The organism is Nocardia sp. Root136 (assembly GCF_001427185.1).
Taxonomy (GTDB): domain Bacteria; phylum Actinomycetota; class Actinomycetes; order Mycobacteriales; family Mycobacteriaceae; genus Nocardia; species Nocardia salmonicida.
Genome location: NZ_LMFE01000002.1, coordinates 105,032 through 118,915, shown reverse-complemented (window position 1 = coordinate 118,915; position 13,884 = coordinate 105,032). Strand labels below are relative to the sequence as shown.

General features: G+C 67.7%; 12 protein-coding genes. 4 read left to right on the top strand and 8 right to left on the bottom strand.

Annotated elements, in window-relative coordinates:
* Nucleotides 1–76 precede the first annotated feature (76 nt).
* Nucleotides 77–1,996 (bottom strand): Stk1 family PASTA domain-containing Ser/Thr kinase, encoded by a 1,920-nt coding sequence (gene pknB, locus ASD42_RS14385; RefSeq protein WP_056816845.1) that lies wholly within the window; start codon nt 1,994–1,996, stop codon nt 77–79.
* Between the two features lie 125 nt (nt 1,997–2,121).
* Between pknB and ASD42_RS14380 the strand changes: the two genes are divergently transcribed.
* Complete coding sequence (locus ASD42_RS14380) at nt 2,122–2,490, top strand: Rv2175c family DNA-binding protein (RefSeq protein WP_056816842.1); 369 nt, start codon at nt 2,122–2,124, stop codon at nt 2,488–2,490.
* Nucleotides 2,491–2,493: 3 nt separating this feature from the next.
* Here the strand turns inward: ASD42_RS14380 and ASD42_RS14375 are convergent, their stop codons facing one another.
* From ASD42_RS14375 to ASD42_RS14355, 5 genes are all read right to left on the bottom strand, one after another.
* Nucleotides 2,494–2,802, bottom strand: a complete 309-nt coding sequence (locus ASD42_RS14375; protein WP_056816534.1) for a PIN domain-containing protein — start codon at nt 2,800–2,802, stop codon at nt 2,494–2,496.
* A 59-nt stretch (nt 2,803–2,861) separates the two neighbouring features.
* Entirely contained in the window at nt 2,862–3,851 is a 990-nt protein-coding gene (locus ASD42_RS14370) for a phytoene/squalene synthase family protein (RefSeq protein ID WP_056816531.1), read from the bottom strand.
* A gap of 22 nt (nt 3,852–3,873) precedes the next feature.
* Nucleotides 3,874–5,535, bottom strand: coding sequence for an alpha-(1->6)-mannopyranosyltransferase A (locus ASD42_RS14365; protein WP_056816528.1), 1,662 nt, complete (start codon nt 5,533–5,535; stop codon nt 3,874–3,876).
* 101 nt (nt 5,536–5,636) lie between these two features.
* The gene (gene crtI / locus ASD42_RS14360) at nt 5,637–7,211 is read right to left on the bottom strand and encodes a phytoene desaturase family protein (RefSeq protein ID WP_056816525.1); all 1,575 of its coding nucleotides are present in this window, start codon (nt 7,209–7,211) and stop codon (nt 5,637–5,639) included.
* Nucleotides 7,212–7,224: 13 nt separating this feature from the next.
* Nucleotides 7,225–8,379, bottom strand: a complete 1,155-nt coding sequence (locus ASD42_RS14355) for a polyprenyl synthetase family protein (RefSeq protein WP_082844255.1) — start codon at nt 8,377–8,379, stop codon at nt 7,225–7,227.
* A gap of 250 nt (nt 8,380–8,629) precedes the next feature.
* Between ASD42_RS14355 and ASD42_RS14350 the strand changes: the two genes are divergently transcribed.
* Together ASD42_RS14350 and ASD42_RS14345 are read left to right on the top strand one after the other, a co-directional pair.
* Nucleotides 8,630–9,631 carry a methylenetetrahydrofolate reductase gene (locus ASD42_RS14350; RefSeq protein ID WP_371852126.1) on the top strand — a complete coding sequence of 334 codons (1,002 nt, stop codon included), beginning with the start codon at nt 8,630–8,632 and terminating at the stop codon, nt 9,629–9,631.
* Between the two features lie 113 nt (nt 9,632–9,744).
* A complete protein-coding gene (locus ASD42_RS14345; protein ID WP_056816523.1) occupies nt 9,745–10,911 on the top strand; it encodes a Fic family protein in 1,167 nt (388 codons plus the stop codon).
* Between the two features lie 97 nt (nt 10,912–11,008).
* On the opposite strand, the gene ASD42_RS14340 is transcribed toward ASD42_RS14345, so the two are convergent.
* Both ASD42_RS14340 and ASD42_RS14335 read right to left on the bottom strand, forming a co-directional pair.
* Nucleotides 11,009–11,587: a DUF2867 domain-containing protein gene (locus ASD42_RS14340; RefSeq protein ID WP_056816519.1), complete on the bottom strand. Its 579-nt coding sequence runs from the start codon at nt 11,585–11,587 to the stop codon at nt 11,009–11,011.
* Nucleotides 11,588–11,732: 145 nt separating this feature from the next.
* Nucleotides 11,733–13,310 (bottom strand): DHA2 family efflux MFS transporter permease subunit, encoded by a 1,578-nt coding sequence (locus tag ASD42_RS14335; RefSeq protein ID WP_200950458.1) that lies wholly within the window; start codon nt 13,308–13,310, stop codon nt 11,733–11,735.
* An 87-nt stretch (nt 13,311–13,397) separates the two neighbouring features.
* Here ASD42_RS14335 and ASD42_RS14330 point away from each other — a divergent pair, with 87 nt between their 5' ends.
* Nucleotides 13,398–13,874: a MarR family winged helix-turn-helix transcriptional regulator gene (locus ASD42_RS14330; protein WP_235569520.1), complete on the top strand. Its 477-nt coding sequence runs from the start codon at nt 13,398–13,400 to the stop codon at nt 13,872–13,874.
* Nucleotides 13,875–13,884 lie beyond the last annotated feature (10 nt).

The following is a 13,884-nucleotide window of genomic DNA, read 5'->3' as shown; positions in this document are numbered from 1 at the left end:
CGGTCGGTGAGCCCGGGAGTGGTCAGCGAGGGCCGCGTCCGGGTTTTTCTTTGTCCTTCTCGGGATCCTTGCCCCTTCAAGGCAGGGCGGTGAGCGTCACGACGCTGCCCGCCTCCACGTTCGAGTTGAAACCGGGAACCTGGCCGATCACCAGCGAACTGTCGGAGTCGGTGAGGGATTTGACCTCTACTCGTAGACCGAGCTGTTGCAGCTTCGAACGGGCACTGCCGACGCTTTGACCCATCACATTGGGCACCTTCACCGCGTTCGACAGGATCAGTGTCACGGTGTCGCCCGATTGCAGGGTGGCGCCGACGGCGGGCTCGGTGGCGATGGCCTTGTCGCCCTCGATGCTCTTGTCGAACTGCACGCGCGTATCGCGAACGACCAGGCCCGCGGTGGTCAGCGCGCTGGCCGCCTCCTCGGCGGTCTTGCCACGCACATCGGGCACATTGACCGGCTGAGATCCCTTGCTGCGGTACACCTTCACCTGGCCGCCCATCGGCAGGATCGTGCCCGGCGCGGGCTCCACCTTCGCCAGTGAGCCCTTCGGTGCGGTACTGGCCGCTTCACCGGCGTCGATCGGTTGCAGACCGCCGTCGCGGATCGCCTGGTTGACGGCGCTGATCTGATCGCCCGCCTTGATATCGGGCACCCGCGGTTTGCCGTTCGAGATCAGTACCGCGATCGTGGAACTCTTGGTCACCCGCGACCCGGCCGACGGATCGGTGCCGACAACCCCGCCCACCGGAATGGTGTCGGAAGCTTTCTGCCGCAGCTCTGTGTCGAAACCGGCCTCTTGCAGCACGGCGACGGCCCGTTCGGAGTCCATGCCCGCGATCGGGGGCACCGAGCTGTAGCGCCCGACCCCGAGCCACCAGCCGCCGATGCCGACCAACAGGGTCAGCGCGGTGACGATGCCCACCCACACCAAGCCTGTTCGGCGAGCATGGCTGTCGCCGGTGCCGAACGCGGTCGCCGCCGGTGCGGGGGCGTACTCCTCCGGCCGTGGGCGTGGCGCGGTCACCACCCTGGTGTGGTGTGGCTCTGGTGCGGGGGAATGGTGCGCGGCCAGCGGCGGCGAGGTGATCGGGCGCTCGCCGGGATGATGCGCGGCGCCGGTCTGATAGCTCTCGCTGAGATGTTCGGCCGAATCCCGGGGTGCGGGCACCCGATACGGCGGCAGGTTCAGCTCCATCGCGATCGACTGCAGTGTCGCCGCCATCTCGTTGGCGTCGGCGAAGCGTTGCGCGGGGTCGCGGGAGGTCGCCTTGGCGACGAGTGCGTCGAATTCGGGCGGCACGCCGCCGATGAAGTTGCTCGGCGCGGGCACGTCGTTCTCGACCCGTTGACACGCCACCGACAGCGAGTTGTCGCCGGTGAACGGCACCCGCCCGGTGAGCAGTTCGAAGATCAGGACGCCGAAGGAGTACACATCACTGCGGGCGTCCGCGGTACCGGTGGTGACCTGCTCGGGGGAGAGGTAGGCGGCCGTGCCGAGGATCACGCTCGCGGAGGTGGTGTTGGCCGCGGCCACGGCGCGGACCAGGCCGAAGTCGGCGATCTTCACCTCGCCCGCGTCGGAGATCAGCACGTTCTCCGGCTTCACGTCGCGGTGAACCAGGCCGGCGTCGTGCGCGGTGCCGATCGCGCGCAGCACCGGCTCGGCCACGGCCCGCACGGCGTGTGGCGGCATCGGCCCGCGTTCGCGCAGGAGCTCACGTAGCGTGCCGCCCTCGACCAATTCCATGATCAGGAACGGGTATTCGCCGTCGACCCCCTGGTCGTAGACCGCGACAAGTGACGCGTGCTTGAGTTTGGCCACCGCGCGCGCCTCGAACTCGAAGCGGCTCAGGAACTGCGGGTCGCCGGCGAACTTCGGGTCCATCACCTTGATCGCGACGGGGCGATCGAGCCGGGTGTCGGTCCCGCGGAAGACCATCGACATCCCGCCACGAGCGATCGGCGCATCGATGCGATAGCGCCCTTCCAGCATCTGGCCGATCAAGTGATGTCCTCCGGCATTCAACCGGCCGCCGTGTGCGGCCACCACGATGGTAACCGGGTGGTGTGGGCATGCCAGACGATGCGTGCGTGCCGACACGTACTACCGTTGTGCGGGTGAGTGCCTTTCCCTGCAGCAACGACGTGCTGCCCGACACCGAAACCATCGTCTCGCTCCCCGAGGCGGCCGACATACTCGGTGTCCCGGTCACCTCGGTGCACCAACTGCTGCGTGACCACCAGATCCTGGCGATCCGCCGCAACGGCGTCCCCGGCATTCCCTCCCGCTTCTTCGACTCCGAAGACGAGATCGTCCGCATGCTCCCCGGCGTGATCACCGTGATGCGTGACGGCAAGTACAGCAACGAGGACATCCTCGAGTGGCTCTTTACCGATGACCCCTCCCTTCCCGGCCGCCCCGTCGACGCCCTCCACGGCCACCTGGCACGCGAGGTAGTGCGCCGCGCCCACGCCGAACCCTTCTGATCGTCAGACCGGATCGAACGGGTTCACCAGAGCGGCACCGGAACCCTTGAAGTGCTTGGTATTTCGGGTCGCCACGGTGTGCCCGTGTGTCAATGCCGTTGCCGCGATCAGACCATCGCTGACGTCGACGGTGGCGGGGATGAGCGCCCATCGATGGATGACGGGGACATCGACAGCCAGAATGCGTTGCGTGTAGCTGCCCTCGATCTCGTCGACGGCAGCCTCGATCCGGTCCGCGCGGGCGCTCTCCCGCCGCGCGCGTAGCAGTGCGACGCCGCGACGAAGTTCGCCGACGTGATCACGCTCAACCACATCTCGTTGGTGCGGTTGCGCGACGACTGGTGTGCGGTGCTGGTCCGGTCGACCGGCGACTAGCGGAGGCCGGTGGTCAAGCCTTTGGCGGCGACCAGGATTCGGCGACGGTGGGAGACCGTGGCGCGGCTGGTGAAGACTTGGTAGTCGGCTGCTTCGATGCGGTCGAGGATCTCGGCGTAGAGGGTGGCCGCGGTGGCGATCGCCGGACGGACCCGGGGGGCGAGCAGGGCGATGCCGGGCACGGCTTGCCGATAGATGTCGCGGTTGACGGCGATCAGGTGAGCCAGCGCGCGTCGCAGGGGTGCGTCGGTGTGGCCACGATGGTGGCAGGCGCGTAGGTGTGCTTCGTCCACGCCGAAGGCCCGCAGTTCGTCGGTGGGCAGATAGATGCGGTCGCGGTCGAGGTCCTCGGCGACGTCGCGCAGGAAATTGGTGAGCTGGAAGGCCTCGCCGAGGGCGGCGGCCGCGGGTTCGGCCTCGGTGACGGGGACGACGGTGCCGAGGACCGGCAGCAGTTGCAGGCCGATAGCGGCAGCGGATCCGCGCATGTACTCGCGGAGCTCGCTCATCGTGGCGTAGCGGGCGCGGTGGGTGGCCGTGCCGGGGACGTCCATGCGCATGGCGTCGAGGAACGTCCAGATGTGAGTGTGCGCGATGTCGTAGCGGGCGATGGTGTCGGCGGCCGCGGTGACGATCTGGCGGCGGCGCGCGTCGGTGGTGGCGACGTCACGGTGCTCGAGGGCCGCGCGCAGTTGTCTCTCGACGAGGTCGAGATGCGCGGCGGGGGAGACGTCGAGGACCTGCCGTGCGCCGTCGCGCGGGTCGAGGACACGGGCGGGGTCGTCGACGTGGTCGACGATGTCATCGACCATTCGCGCGAACGCGTACAGCGCGTGCACGGCCCGCCGACGCTCCGGCGAGAGCAGCGTGGTCGCCAGGAAGTACGTGCGCCCGTGCTCGGCGGCAATCCGCCGACAACTCGCATAGGCGGCGTCGAGATCGCCGCTCGACGGTAGGGCCTCGGGCAGTACCGAGTGCGCGATCATGCCTGGCGCTCCCGCGCACCACTCATGCTCGGACGGTCGGCGCAGGTTTACCGGCCACAGCTTTCGACGTGGCCGAACGCAGACGCAGCGGATCAACGGTCCGCAGCGACACCGCCGCGACCACGGCGGCGAACGTCGCCAGCGCTACGTGCCAGAAGTTGTAGAGCCCGATCGACCCGTCCGGCTGGAACACCAGCATCAACCACGTGCAGATCCCCACCAGCCACATCAACGTCGTGGTCGACAGGGCGAACGCGGCGGCCAGCGCCAACGGCCACGAGTAGTACCAGGGCAGGGCGGCGGGGGAGAGCAGCACGATCGCGACGAAGGCGATGATGATGCCCATCACGGCCTCACGCTCGCTGTGGCGGAACCGCCACCACGTCGCGACGAGCAACACCACCATGGCGATCTGGCACAGGGGACGGGTTACTTGCAGTACCGCGTCGCGATCCAGCGGGGTCACCCAGGTGACCATGTGCGCGAGAATCGTCGGTAACGAAAGCCAGTTGATGATCTTGTTCGAACCCTGCAACGCGGTGACCCAGCCGAAGCCGACCCCCGCGATCACCGACGCCGCGCCGAACACCAGCGCGAACACGCCCACGCCGATACCAGCGATCTTGGCGAAGACGAGCAGTGGGTGCGGCATATCCGGAGACGGTCTGGCAGCGTCGGGGTGTTTCTGCTCCTCGGCGAGCGCGGCATCGGAATCCACCACGGCTCGACGCTCGGCGGCTCGCCGTTCCTTCTCGTGCAGAATCCAGATCCACACCAGGAACGGCAACGCCACCCCGGCAGTCGCCTTGATCGCGACGCCGATGGCCACTACCACGATGCCCGCCACATGGTGGCGTTCGAGGACGAGCGCGACGCCCGCGCACATCAGACCGACCATCAGCATCTCGTTGTGCACGCCGCCGATCAGGTGCACCAGCACCAGCGGATTGAGCACCGCCAACCACAGCGCCACTGTCGGCTTCCCGCCGAGATGCTTGGTCAGATACGGCACGGCCCACATCATCAGCGCAAGCCCGGGCAGCATCGCGAAGCGCAGGGCGATGGTCCCGGCGATCACATTGTCGCCGGTGATCGAGGTGATCGCTCGGCCGATCAGCAAGAACACCGGACCGTAGGGTGCGGTGGTGGTGGTCCAGACCGTGCTCACGTTGTCCAGCAGCACACCCGGATTGGCGACGGGCCCGACCTGATAGGGGTCGAAACCGTCGCGGAGCAGCGCGCCCTGGGCAAGGTAGGAGTACACATCGCGACTGAACATCGGCGCCGCGAACAGCAGTGGCGTGATCCAGATTCCGACGATCGCCCGCAACTCGTTGAGAGTGACCGTCGATTCGCCCTTGCTGCTGGTGATCCGGCCGAGTCGAACCCACGCCGTGATCATCATCAACACGCCGATCCAGATCAGGATCGACGACAACGCGTACCCGTGGCCGAACCGGAGCCAGGACAGATGCAGCGCCTCGAGCAGCGGGTCGCGTTTGCGGACAGCGCCCGCGCCGAAGCCACCGAAGGTGATCATGGCGGCGCCGAAGAATCCCATGATGGCCGCGTGGCCTTCGGGGCTCCTGGCGAACTCACCTGCGGTGCGCAGCCATGTCCGAACGCCGGGGTCGGTTCGAGCGGGTAGGTGGCGCTGGCGCTCGAGTGTGCGCGTGTTGTCCATTGTGCCTACGGTCGTCTCGGAGGGCGGCATGTTCGGTCGGTCCCCCCGGATGGTCGGCGGTCGCAACCGCGAGCTGATAAGTCGGCCGTCAGTTTACGGCTTCAAGTGGGAACACTAACCCGGTGGTCGGTACCGGCGTGTGCCCGGCTGCCGGTGATTCGTGCCGCAGCCAGCTTGCCCGACAGCAGCGTGGTGGGCACACCCACCCCCGGAGTGGTGCCGCAACCTGCGAGAACGACGTTGTCCACACCCCTTGGCAGATTGCGTGGCCGGAACGGGCCGGTTTGCCGGAACAGGTGCGCGATCGAGAACGGCGTGCCGGCGATCATGCCCTGGGCGGCCCAGGTGGCAGGTGTGTCGAGGTGGTCGACGCGGAAATGCTCGGTGATCCCGGTGTAGCCGCGCTGCTCCAGTACCGCGAGCAGTTCGCGCAGATAGGCCGGGCCGAGGCGTTCCCAGTCGAGCGGGGCGGCGGTCAGGTTGGGGCAGGGTGCGAGCACCGACAGCGGTTCGAAGCGGCCGGTCGCCCGGTCGACGAACTGGGCGGCGTCGGTCAGCGCGGGCCGCGTGAGCAGCAGTGAAGGATCGCTCATGAGCCGGCCGCGACCCTCGCGCGCGGCGATCTCGGCGAACGTCTGCGCCCACGCGGCGCCGAACTCGATCGTGTGGTGCGCCTGCACGGGCCAGGTCGCGGCGATCTCGGCGGGGACGGTGCCGTGGGCGACCACCGCTGACGGTGAGGCGCGCAGGCCGCGGCGATGACGCAGGCCGAATCGAGGCAATGCGCCGATGTCGGCGGTGAGCACCACCGCGTCGCAGGGATAGGTGCCGCCGTCTGTCGTGCGAACGACTTCGGCACGTCGGCCACCGGTGTTCGCGATCCGGTTGCGCGTCCCGTAGTCGATGCCGTCGACCTCGGCGTTCAGAACGAGCTGACCACCCGCGGCGGTGAAGGCCTCGGCGAGCGCGGCCGTGATCGCGCGCATCCCCCCTTCGGGGAAATAGACCCCGAGGCAGGTGTCCATGTTCGGGATCGCGCCGTAGACCGCCAGCGCGTCATCCGGGGACATGCCCGCGTACAGAGCTTGGAAGGTGAACAGCCTGGTCAGCCGCTCGTCGCGCAGGTAGGACCGCACGCGAGGCCCCAGCTTGCCGAACCCGCCGAGTTTGGCGAGCGCGACCAACGCGGCCCTGGCGCGCGGTGTGCGCACCATATCGAGCGGCGAATCGAAATCGGCGTTCATGAACTCGTCGAACTCGGCGTCGTAGATGCGACCGAGCCAGTCGCGCAGTCGCCGGTAGTTGCGCGCTTCGGCGGGCCCGCAAGCACTTTCGACCTCGGCGGCCATCTGCTCGGCATCGTCGAAGACGCGGATGGCGCTGCCGTCGGCGAAGCGTGCGTGATAGGCGGGGGTGAGACGGTGGATGCGCAGGTCGACGCTCTCCCTGGTGTGCCCGACGGCGGCCAGTGCGTCGTCGATCACCGAGGGCAGGGTGAGTACCGTTGCGCCGCTGTCGATCTCGTAGTCGTCGAACCGGTAGCGACCCACCCSCCCGCCCGGATGATCGGCCCGCTCCAGCACCGTCACCCGATGGCCCGCGCCCCGCAGATGCAGCGCGGCTGCCAGACCTGCCAGCCCGGCTCCGACTACGACGACATGATTCGCTTGTCCCACAACACTTTTCCTATCAGGCTGCGCGGCGAGTAGCGGCCGACGCCATGGCGTGGAGCAACTGCTTGGCTTCCAGCGTCGCGGAACTGGTCGCGATCGCGGCGAGCCCGGTCTCGGTGAGCTCGGCGATCCGCCGCTCCACCTCGTCGACCGCGCCGAGGTCGGTGAGCACCGTGCGCAGCTGATCGACGGCGGCATCGTCGAGGTCGGTGCCGAGGCCCGTGCGGATCAGGTCCGCGGATGCCTGGTCGGCACGGCGCAGCGCTTCGGCGATCAGCACGGTCCGCTTGCCTTCCCGCAGGTCGTCGCCCGACGGCTTCCCGGTTACCACCGGGTCGCCGAACACGCCCAGTAAGTCGTCACGCAGCTGGAACGCGATTCCCACGTCGGTCCCGTAGGTCCGCAGCGCGTCCACCAGCGCTTCGTCGGCGCCCGCGAGCACCGCACCCAGGTGCAACGGCCGTTCGATCGTGTACGCGGCGGTCTTGTACCGGTTGATCCGCAAGGCGGCCTCGACCGATTCGTCGCCACCGGCCTCGCCGTTGATGTCGAGGAGCTGCCCACCCAGCACCTCGGTCCGCATCCGCGCCCACACCGGTGCGAACCGGGCCAGCGCGTGTGGGTTCAACCCGGCTTCGTTGACCAGATCATCTGCCCAGGCCAGCGCGAGATCGCCGATCAGAATCGCGACGGCCGAGCCGTAGGCGGCGCCGTCGCCGGGCCAGCCCGCCGCCTCGTGCCGATCCTCGAAGTCGATGTGCACGGTCGGGAACCCGCGCCGCGTCCGCGAGGAGTCGATGATGTCGTCGTGCACGAGCGCGCACGCCTGTACCAATTCCAGCGCCGAGCAGGCGGTGAGTACCGCGGCGGCGTCGGGCCCCGCGGGGTCGCCACCGGCGCCCAGCCACCCGGTCCACGCGAACCCGGGCCGCGTCCGCTTGCCGCCGCGGACAACGAACTGTTCCAGCGCCTCGACGGCATCGATGAAGACGGGTCCCAGCGGCTCGACGATCTCCCGCCGGGTGGCGAAGAAACTGGTCAGCACCTGTTCGACAGCGGCGACGAAGGCCGGTGTTCCCGGTGTCAGCGCGACGAGATCGACCGAGGTCAGAGCGTCGGCGGCGGACCGGGAGAGCGGGGTACCGATTCCGGCGGACAGGGCGGCCTCCAGGGGCGAAGTGGGCGAACAGCGGGACCGGTTGGGCACTCGGTGGTGCGGTCACCAGCGTTGTGTCGAACGATACGCGGGCGGGCTCGGCGGGCTCCCGGCGCACAGCGCCGCTGCGACGCAGCCCACACCCGGCGTTTCGGTGGGTTCTGTCGCCGCGGCCCGTCCATCGGACTTGACACAATGCTCGGTGTTCGGTGGCCGGATTCCCAGTCGGTGCCGGAGCGTCATCGCTTCCCACTAGACTGAGCCGGTGGATTTCGACAATGGACGGGGAAGTTCGACCCCAGATCGACCCGCCCAGCGGCCGTCGATCGTCTCGAACACCCCCTCGGTGGTGCAGAGTCTGCGCACTCACTCGGGCAGTAATGTGCCCTTCTCCGTGGAGTTCAACCCCCCGCGTGACGCGGCGGGCGAGGCTCGGCTCTGGCGTGCGGTCCGCGAGTTCGAACGCATGCATCCCGCCTTCGTGTCGATGACCTACGGCGCGGGCGGCTCCACGCGCGACCGCACCGTGCGCATCACCGGTGCCCTCGCGCAGGAAACCACCCTGCTCCCGGTCGCCCACCTCACCGCGGTCGGCCACAGCATCGCCGAACTGCGCTCCCTGATCGGCTCCTACGCCGACTCGGGCATCTGCAACGTCCTGGTCCTGCGCGGCGACCCGCCCGGCGACCCACTGGGCGAATGGGCCAAGCACCCCGGCGGTGTCGAATACGCCGAGGAACTGGTTCGCATCGTGCGCGACCTCGGCGATTTCCACGTCGGCGTCGCCTCGTTCCCCCAGGGCCACCACCGCTCGCCCGACCTCGACCACGACACACGCCACTTGGCCGCGAAACTCCGTGCGGGAGCGGAGTATTCGATCACCCAAATGTTCTTCGACGTCGAGCACTACCTGCGCCTGCGCGACCGCGTGATCGCCATGGACCCCATCGAGGGCGCCAAGCCGATCATCCCCGAGCTGATGCCCATCACCTCCCTGCGCACCGTCGCCCGCGCCGAAGAACTCAGCGGCCGCCCCGTCCCCGCCGACGTCGTAGCCCGCCTCACCCGCGCGGCAGGCACCGGCCCGGAGGAAGACCGCGCCGCGGTCCGCGCCGAAGGCATCCAGATCGCCACCGAAATGGCCCAACGCCTCACCGACGAAGGCGCCCCCTGCCTCCACTTCATCACCCTGAACTTCGCCAAAGCCACCAGCGAAGTCCTCACCAACCTCGGCTACGGAGTAACCGCCGCCCCGCTCAGCGCGTAGCACTGGGCTCTTGTGCTACTTTTCGCGCGAAAAGTAGCACAACTGGCTGGCGGTGTTACTTAAGTAGCACTACCCTTCATTAGTGATACTTTTCGGCCGAAAAGTATCACTGAATGCCGATCCGAGGGGTTGTGCTGATGCTCATCGAGGACTTCTCCACGGCGCAGCAGGTGAACCTGGTGCGCGCGGAAAATGGATATTGCGCGTTCGTGCCACCACCGCTGCCGCCGATCGTCCAGATGTCTCCGAAGCTCGTCCGCAGACTGTCCAGCGCGGATCGGGCGGTCGGCGAGCTGGCCGGTCTCGGGCGCGGTCTGCCCAGTCCCGAGCTGTTCGGCCGGGCGCTGGTGCGTCGCGAAGCTGTGTTGTCGAGCCGGATAGAGGGCACCGTCGCGTCGTTGTCGGACGTGGCGTTGTATGAGGTCGAGCGTCCCGCCCACCCTCGGGGTGACGTCCAGGAAGTGTTCAACTACATGAGCGCGATGGATCATGTTCTCGATCCGGGTCGGCGCTTGCCGTTGAGTCTGTCGCTGTTGCGGGAAGCGCATCGGATCCTGATGACGGGCGTTCGTGGCGACTACGCCACCCCCGGCGAATTCCGGCACAGTCAGAACTGGATCGGCCCTCCCGGCTCTACGATCGACACCGCGAAATACGTTCCGCCGCCGCCGGAATCGCTGTGGCTGGGGCTGGATGCCTTCGAGAAGTTCCTGCATGTGGACGGGGAACTGCCGCCGCTGTTGGCGATCGCCGCAGTGCATTATCAGTTCGAGGCGATCCATCCCTTCATCGACGGCAGCGGCCGCATCGGCCGGTTGCTCGCGGTGATGCTCCTGGTCGAGTGGGGATTGCTGCCGGGGCCCTTGCTCGACCTGTCGTCCTATATCGAGCCACGACGGGACCGGTATTACGAAGGTTTGCTGCGTGTTTCGACCGATGGCGACTGGCTCGGCTGGTTCGACTTCTTTCTCGAAGTCATCGAGGAGCAGGCCCGGGACAGCCTCGCCCGCGCCGTACGGCTGGATGCGCTGCGTACCGAACTCAGGCTGCGGGTCGCGCGAGCCCGCTCATCCGGCCTGTTGCCGATCCTGGTCGACGAGCTGTTCCGGTCTCCGATCATCGGCATTGCGAACGCGATGAAGGCCCTCGATGTCACCCACCGCTCCGCGACCTTGAATGTCGAAAAGCTAGTAGAGGCGGGGATCCTCGTCGAAGTCACCCGAGCCCGTACCCGCTTCTTCGCTGCTCCGGATGTGCTCGCGGTGATGAACGGCACCTGAGTGCGTTCCCTACGATCTCGGCCGCTCAGCGACTGGGGACGGGTTCGCGTGCTGCGCGAAGTAGCAGCAGCTGTCCATCCGGCTGAAGTCGAGTCGACTACCGCGTGACGGCGAGGTCGTTCCAGGTTCGTTCCCAGCTGCGGGTCATCGCGGGGTAGACGATGCCGTAGCGGAAGGGCTTGATCAGGGCCATGTAGACGCGGCCGAACCAGCCGTTGGGCTTCACCAGGACGGCCATTTGTAGGTGGTAGCCGGTGGTGTCGGGGACCCAGCCGAGGTGCATGATGCCGTGCATCGTGCCGTTGGCGATTTCGGCGGCGTATTCGTTGTCCAGGACGTAGAGGGCGGTGAGGGGGCTGTCCTCGGCGGGGACGTCGGTGTCGCGGAGGTCGGCGGGGAGGCGGTCGCGGAGGGAGGTGACTCGGGTGCCGGTGCCCGCGTCTTCGCGGTCCCAGCCGAACAGTTCGCCCAGCTTCCAGCGGATCTTGAACAGCAGGCCGCTGACGCCGGTGGACTCGGAGGCGCGTTCGGCCTGGAGGGCGGCCAGTAGGGCAGGGAAGTCGTCGGGGCCGCCGCCTGGAGTGCGGAACTGCCAGATGTCCTCGACGTCGAAGTCGGGGGCGATCTCGTGGATGCGCCAGGGCTGGCCGGTGTGGGCCGATTCGGGTAGTCGCATTGCGGAACCTCCATGTGTACGGCTGCGTATAACTCGAGAATACCGCTGATATACGCCTACGTATAGAAGGTGGAGGTGTGACGGACGCGGGCTTGACGAGCGAGGGGGCCGCGGCACGAGTCCGCGGCCCCCGCGCTCGGTGGTGCTACTCCTGTCGTGCGGGTTTGACGAAGGCGGTAGTGGCCAACGCGAGGACGAGCAGGCCCGCGCACAGGTAGCTCGCCACCTCGATGCCCGCGGCCATGGCCGCGCGACTCGCTTCCGCGACGGGCAGTGTGTGCGGATTCTCGGCGAGAGCTCCGATCGCCGCACCCGCGCTGTCGGTGACGGTCGACTCCAGTTGCCGCACTTCGGATTCGGGCAAACCATCATCGGCCAGTCGCTCGCGCAGGCCGGTGCCGACCGTGCTGAAGTACACGGTGGTGAGGACCGCGATGCCCAGTGCCGAGCCGAGTTCCCTTGCCGCGCTTTGAATTCCCGAGCCCTGACCCGCGCTCTCACCCGGCACGTCGGCGAGCACGATATTGGTGACCTGGGCGGTGGCGAAGCCGACGCCGATGCCGTAGATGAACAGCGCGAGCGCGATCGACCACCAACTGCTGTCCGCCGCGGCGAACACGCCGAGCAACGCCAGCCCGGCTGCTTCCAGCGCCAAGCCGATCCTGACCTGCCCTAGGGCCGAGACCGAGGCTGTCAGCGAGAAGCTCGCGCCACTGGCGACGAAACTGCCGATCGCGAGCGGCATCAGGGCGAGCCCCGCTTGCAGTGCGGTGTAGTCGAGGGCGAATTGCATCCACAGTGGCAGCACCGCGATGATGCCGAACTCGCCGACGCCGACGATCAGCGTCACCACATTGCCCCGGCGGAACGAATCGATCGAGAACAGCCGCACATCGACCAGTGGCTGCCCATCGGCGCGACCGAGCATCGTCTGCCTCCGCCAGAAGAGTCCGAGGGCGAGCGCGGCGCCGACGAACGCGACGAGAACCGGTGAAGGCCCACTGCGCCAAGCGAATTCGCCGATGCTCAACGGCTCGGCGACGACCAGCCAGCCATAGTGCCGTCCCTCGATCATGGCGAAGGCGAGCAGGCCCAGACCGAGCGCGGATTGGGCCGCCCCGAGCCAATCGACGCGACCGGCGTTCCTCGGTGCGGCGGGAAGATAGATCAGCACGGCCACCATGATCAGCGCGACCGCCGGGATATTGATGCCGAAGGCCCACCGCCAGGAGAAGTCGGCGAGCCAGCCGCCGAGTAGCGGACCGACCGCCGCGGCCGCGCCGATCGTGGATCCCCAGATCGCGAAGGCCTGCCCGCGAGCCTTTCCGGTGAAGGCCGCGTTCACCAGGGCGAGTGAGGTCGGCAGGATCATCGCCCCGCCGATGCCCTGCAGGAAACGGGCCGCGATGAGTAGGCCGCCGCTCGGTGCGAGCGCGGCGAGCAGGCTGGTGGCGCCGAAGACCACCAGTCCGATCAGGAACAGCCTGCGCGCGCCGTAGAGGTCACTGAGCCGGCCGGCGACCAGCAGTAGCGCCGCGAAGACGATCGCGTACGACTCCTGGATCCATTGAGCCTGAATCGAGGTGATCGCCAGATCCTCGACGATCGGCGCGAGGATCACGTTCACGATCGTCAGGTCGACCACGATCAACGCGACGCCGAGCGAGACGGCGATCAGCCCCAGCCACAGGCGCAGCGGTGGAGTCTCGGTTTCTGTCCGCACAATACCTCCGTCATAAAGGTACTTTACGATGAAGGTAAATGTCGGGCGGTAAGTTGTCAATCGGGCGGTCGACGAGAGGACGAGATGGTGGAGCAGACATCCGGCGATGTCGTGATGCGGCGGCAGCGACTCGCCGCGGGGCTCATCGACTACGGCAAGAGCTTCACCGAACTGGGCCGCCGATTCGCCGAAACGCTCGGCGTGCACTCCACCGACGCCTTCGCGCTGATGGAGATCGCCGCCGCCGAACATGCCGCGCAGCCGCTGTCTCCCGCGCTGCTGAGCAAGCGGATCACCCTGACATCAGGGGCGATGACGACCCTGCTGAACCGGCTGGAGCAGGCCGGCTACATCACCCGCAGCCGCGAGCACAGCGATCGGCGGGTCGTGACCTTGCGGTGTAGTGAGAGTGCTCGACAGCTGGCCGACGAGTACTTCCACCCGGTCAATGCCGAGCACGACGCGATCCTGGCCGAATACGAGCCCGCCCAGCTCGCGGAATTCGAGCGTTTGCTCGGGCGATTGCGCACGGCGATGGACAGACAACACGAGGGCGCCCCGTAGTCGAGTCGAC

Bases quoted from the DNA above. Each gene is read 5' to 3' on its own strand.
- ASD42_RS14370 (WP_056816531.1), bottom strand. From the start codon at position 3,851: ATGATCGCGCACTCGGTACTGCCCGAGGCCCTACCGTCGAGCGGCGAT.
- ASD42_RS14345 (WP_056816523.1), top strand. From the start codon at position 9,745: ATGCCGATCCGAGGGGTTGTGCTGATGCTCATCGAGGACTTCTCCACG.
- ASD42_RS14365 (WP_056816528.1), bottom strand. From the start codon at position 5,535: ATGGACAACACGCGCACACTCGAGCGCCAGCGCCACCTACCCGCTCGA.
- pknB (WP_056816845.1), bottom strand. From the start codon at position 1,996: ATGCTGGAAGGGCGCTATCGCATCGATGCGCCGATCGCTCGTGGCGGG.
- ASD42_RS14340 (WP_056816519.1), bottom strand. From the start codon at position 11,587: ATGCGACTACCCGAATCGGCCCACACCGGCCAGCCCTGGCGCATCCAC.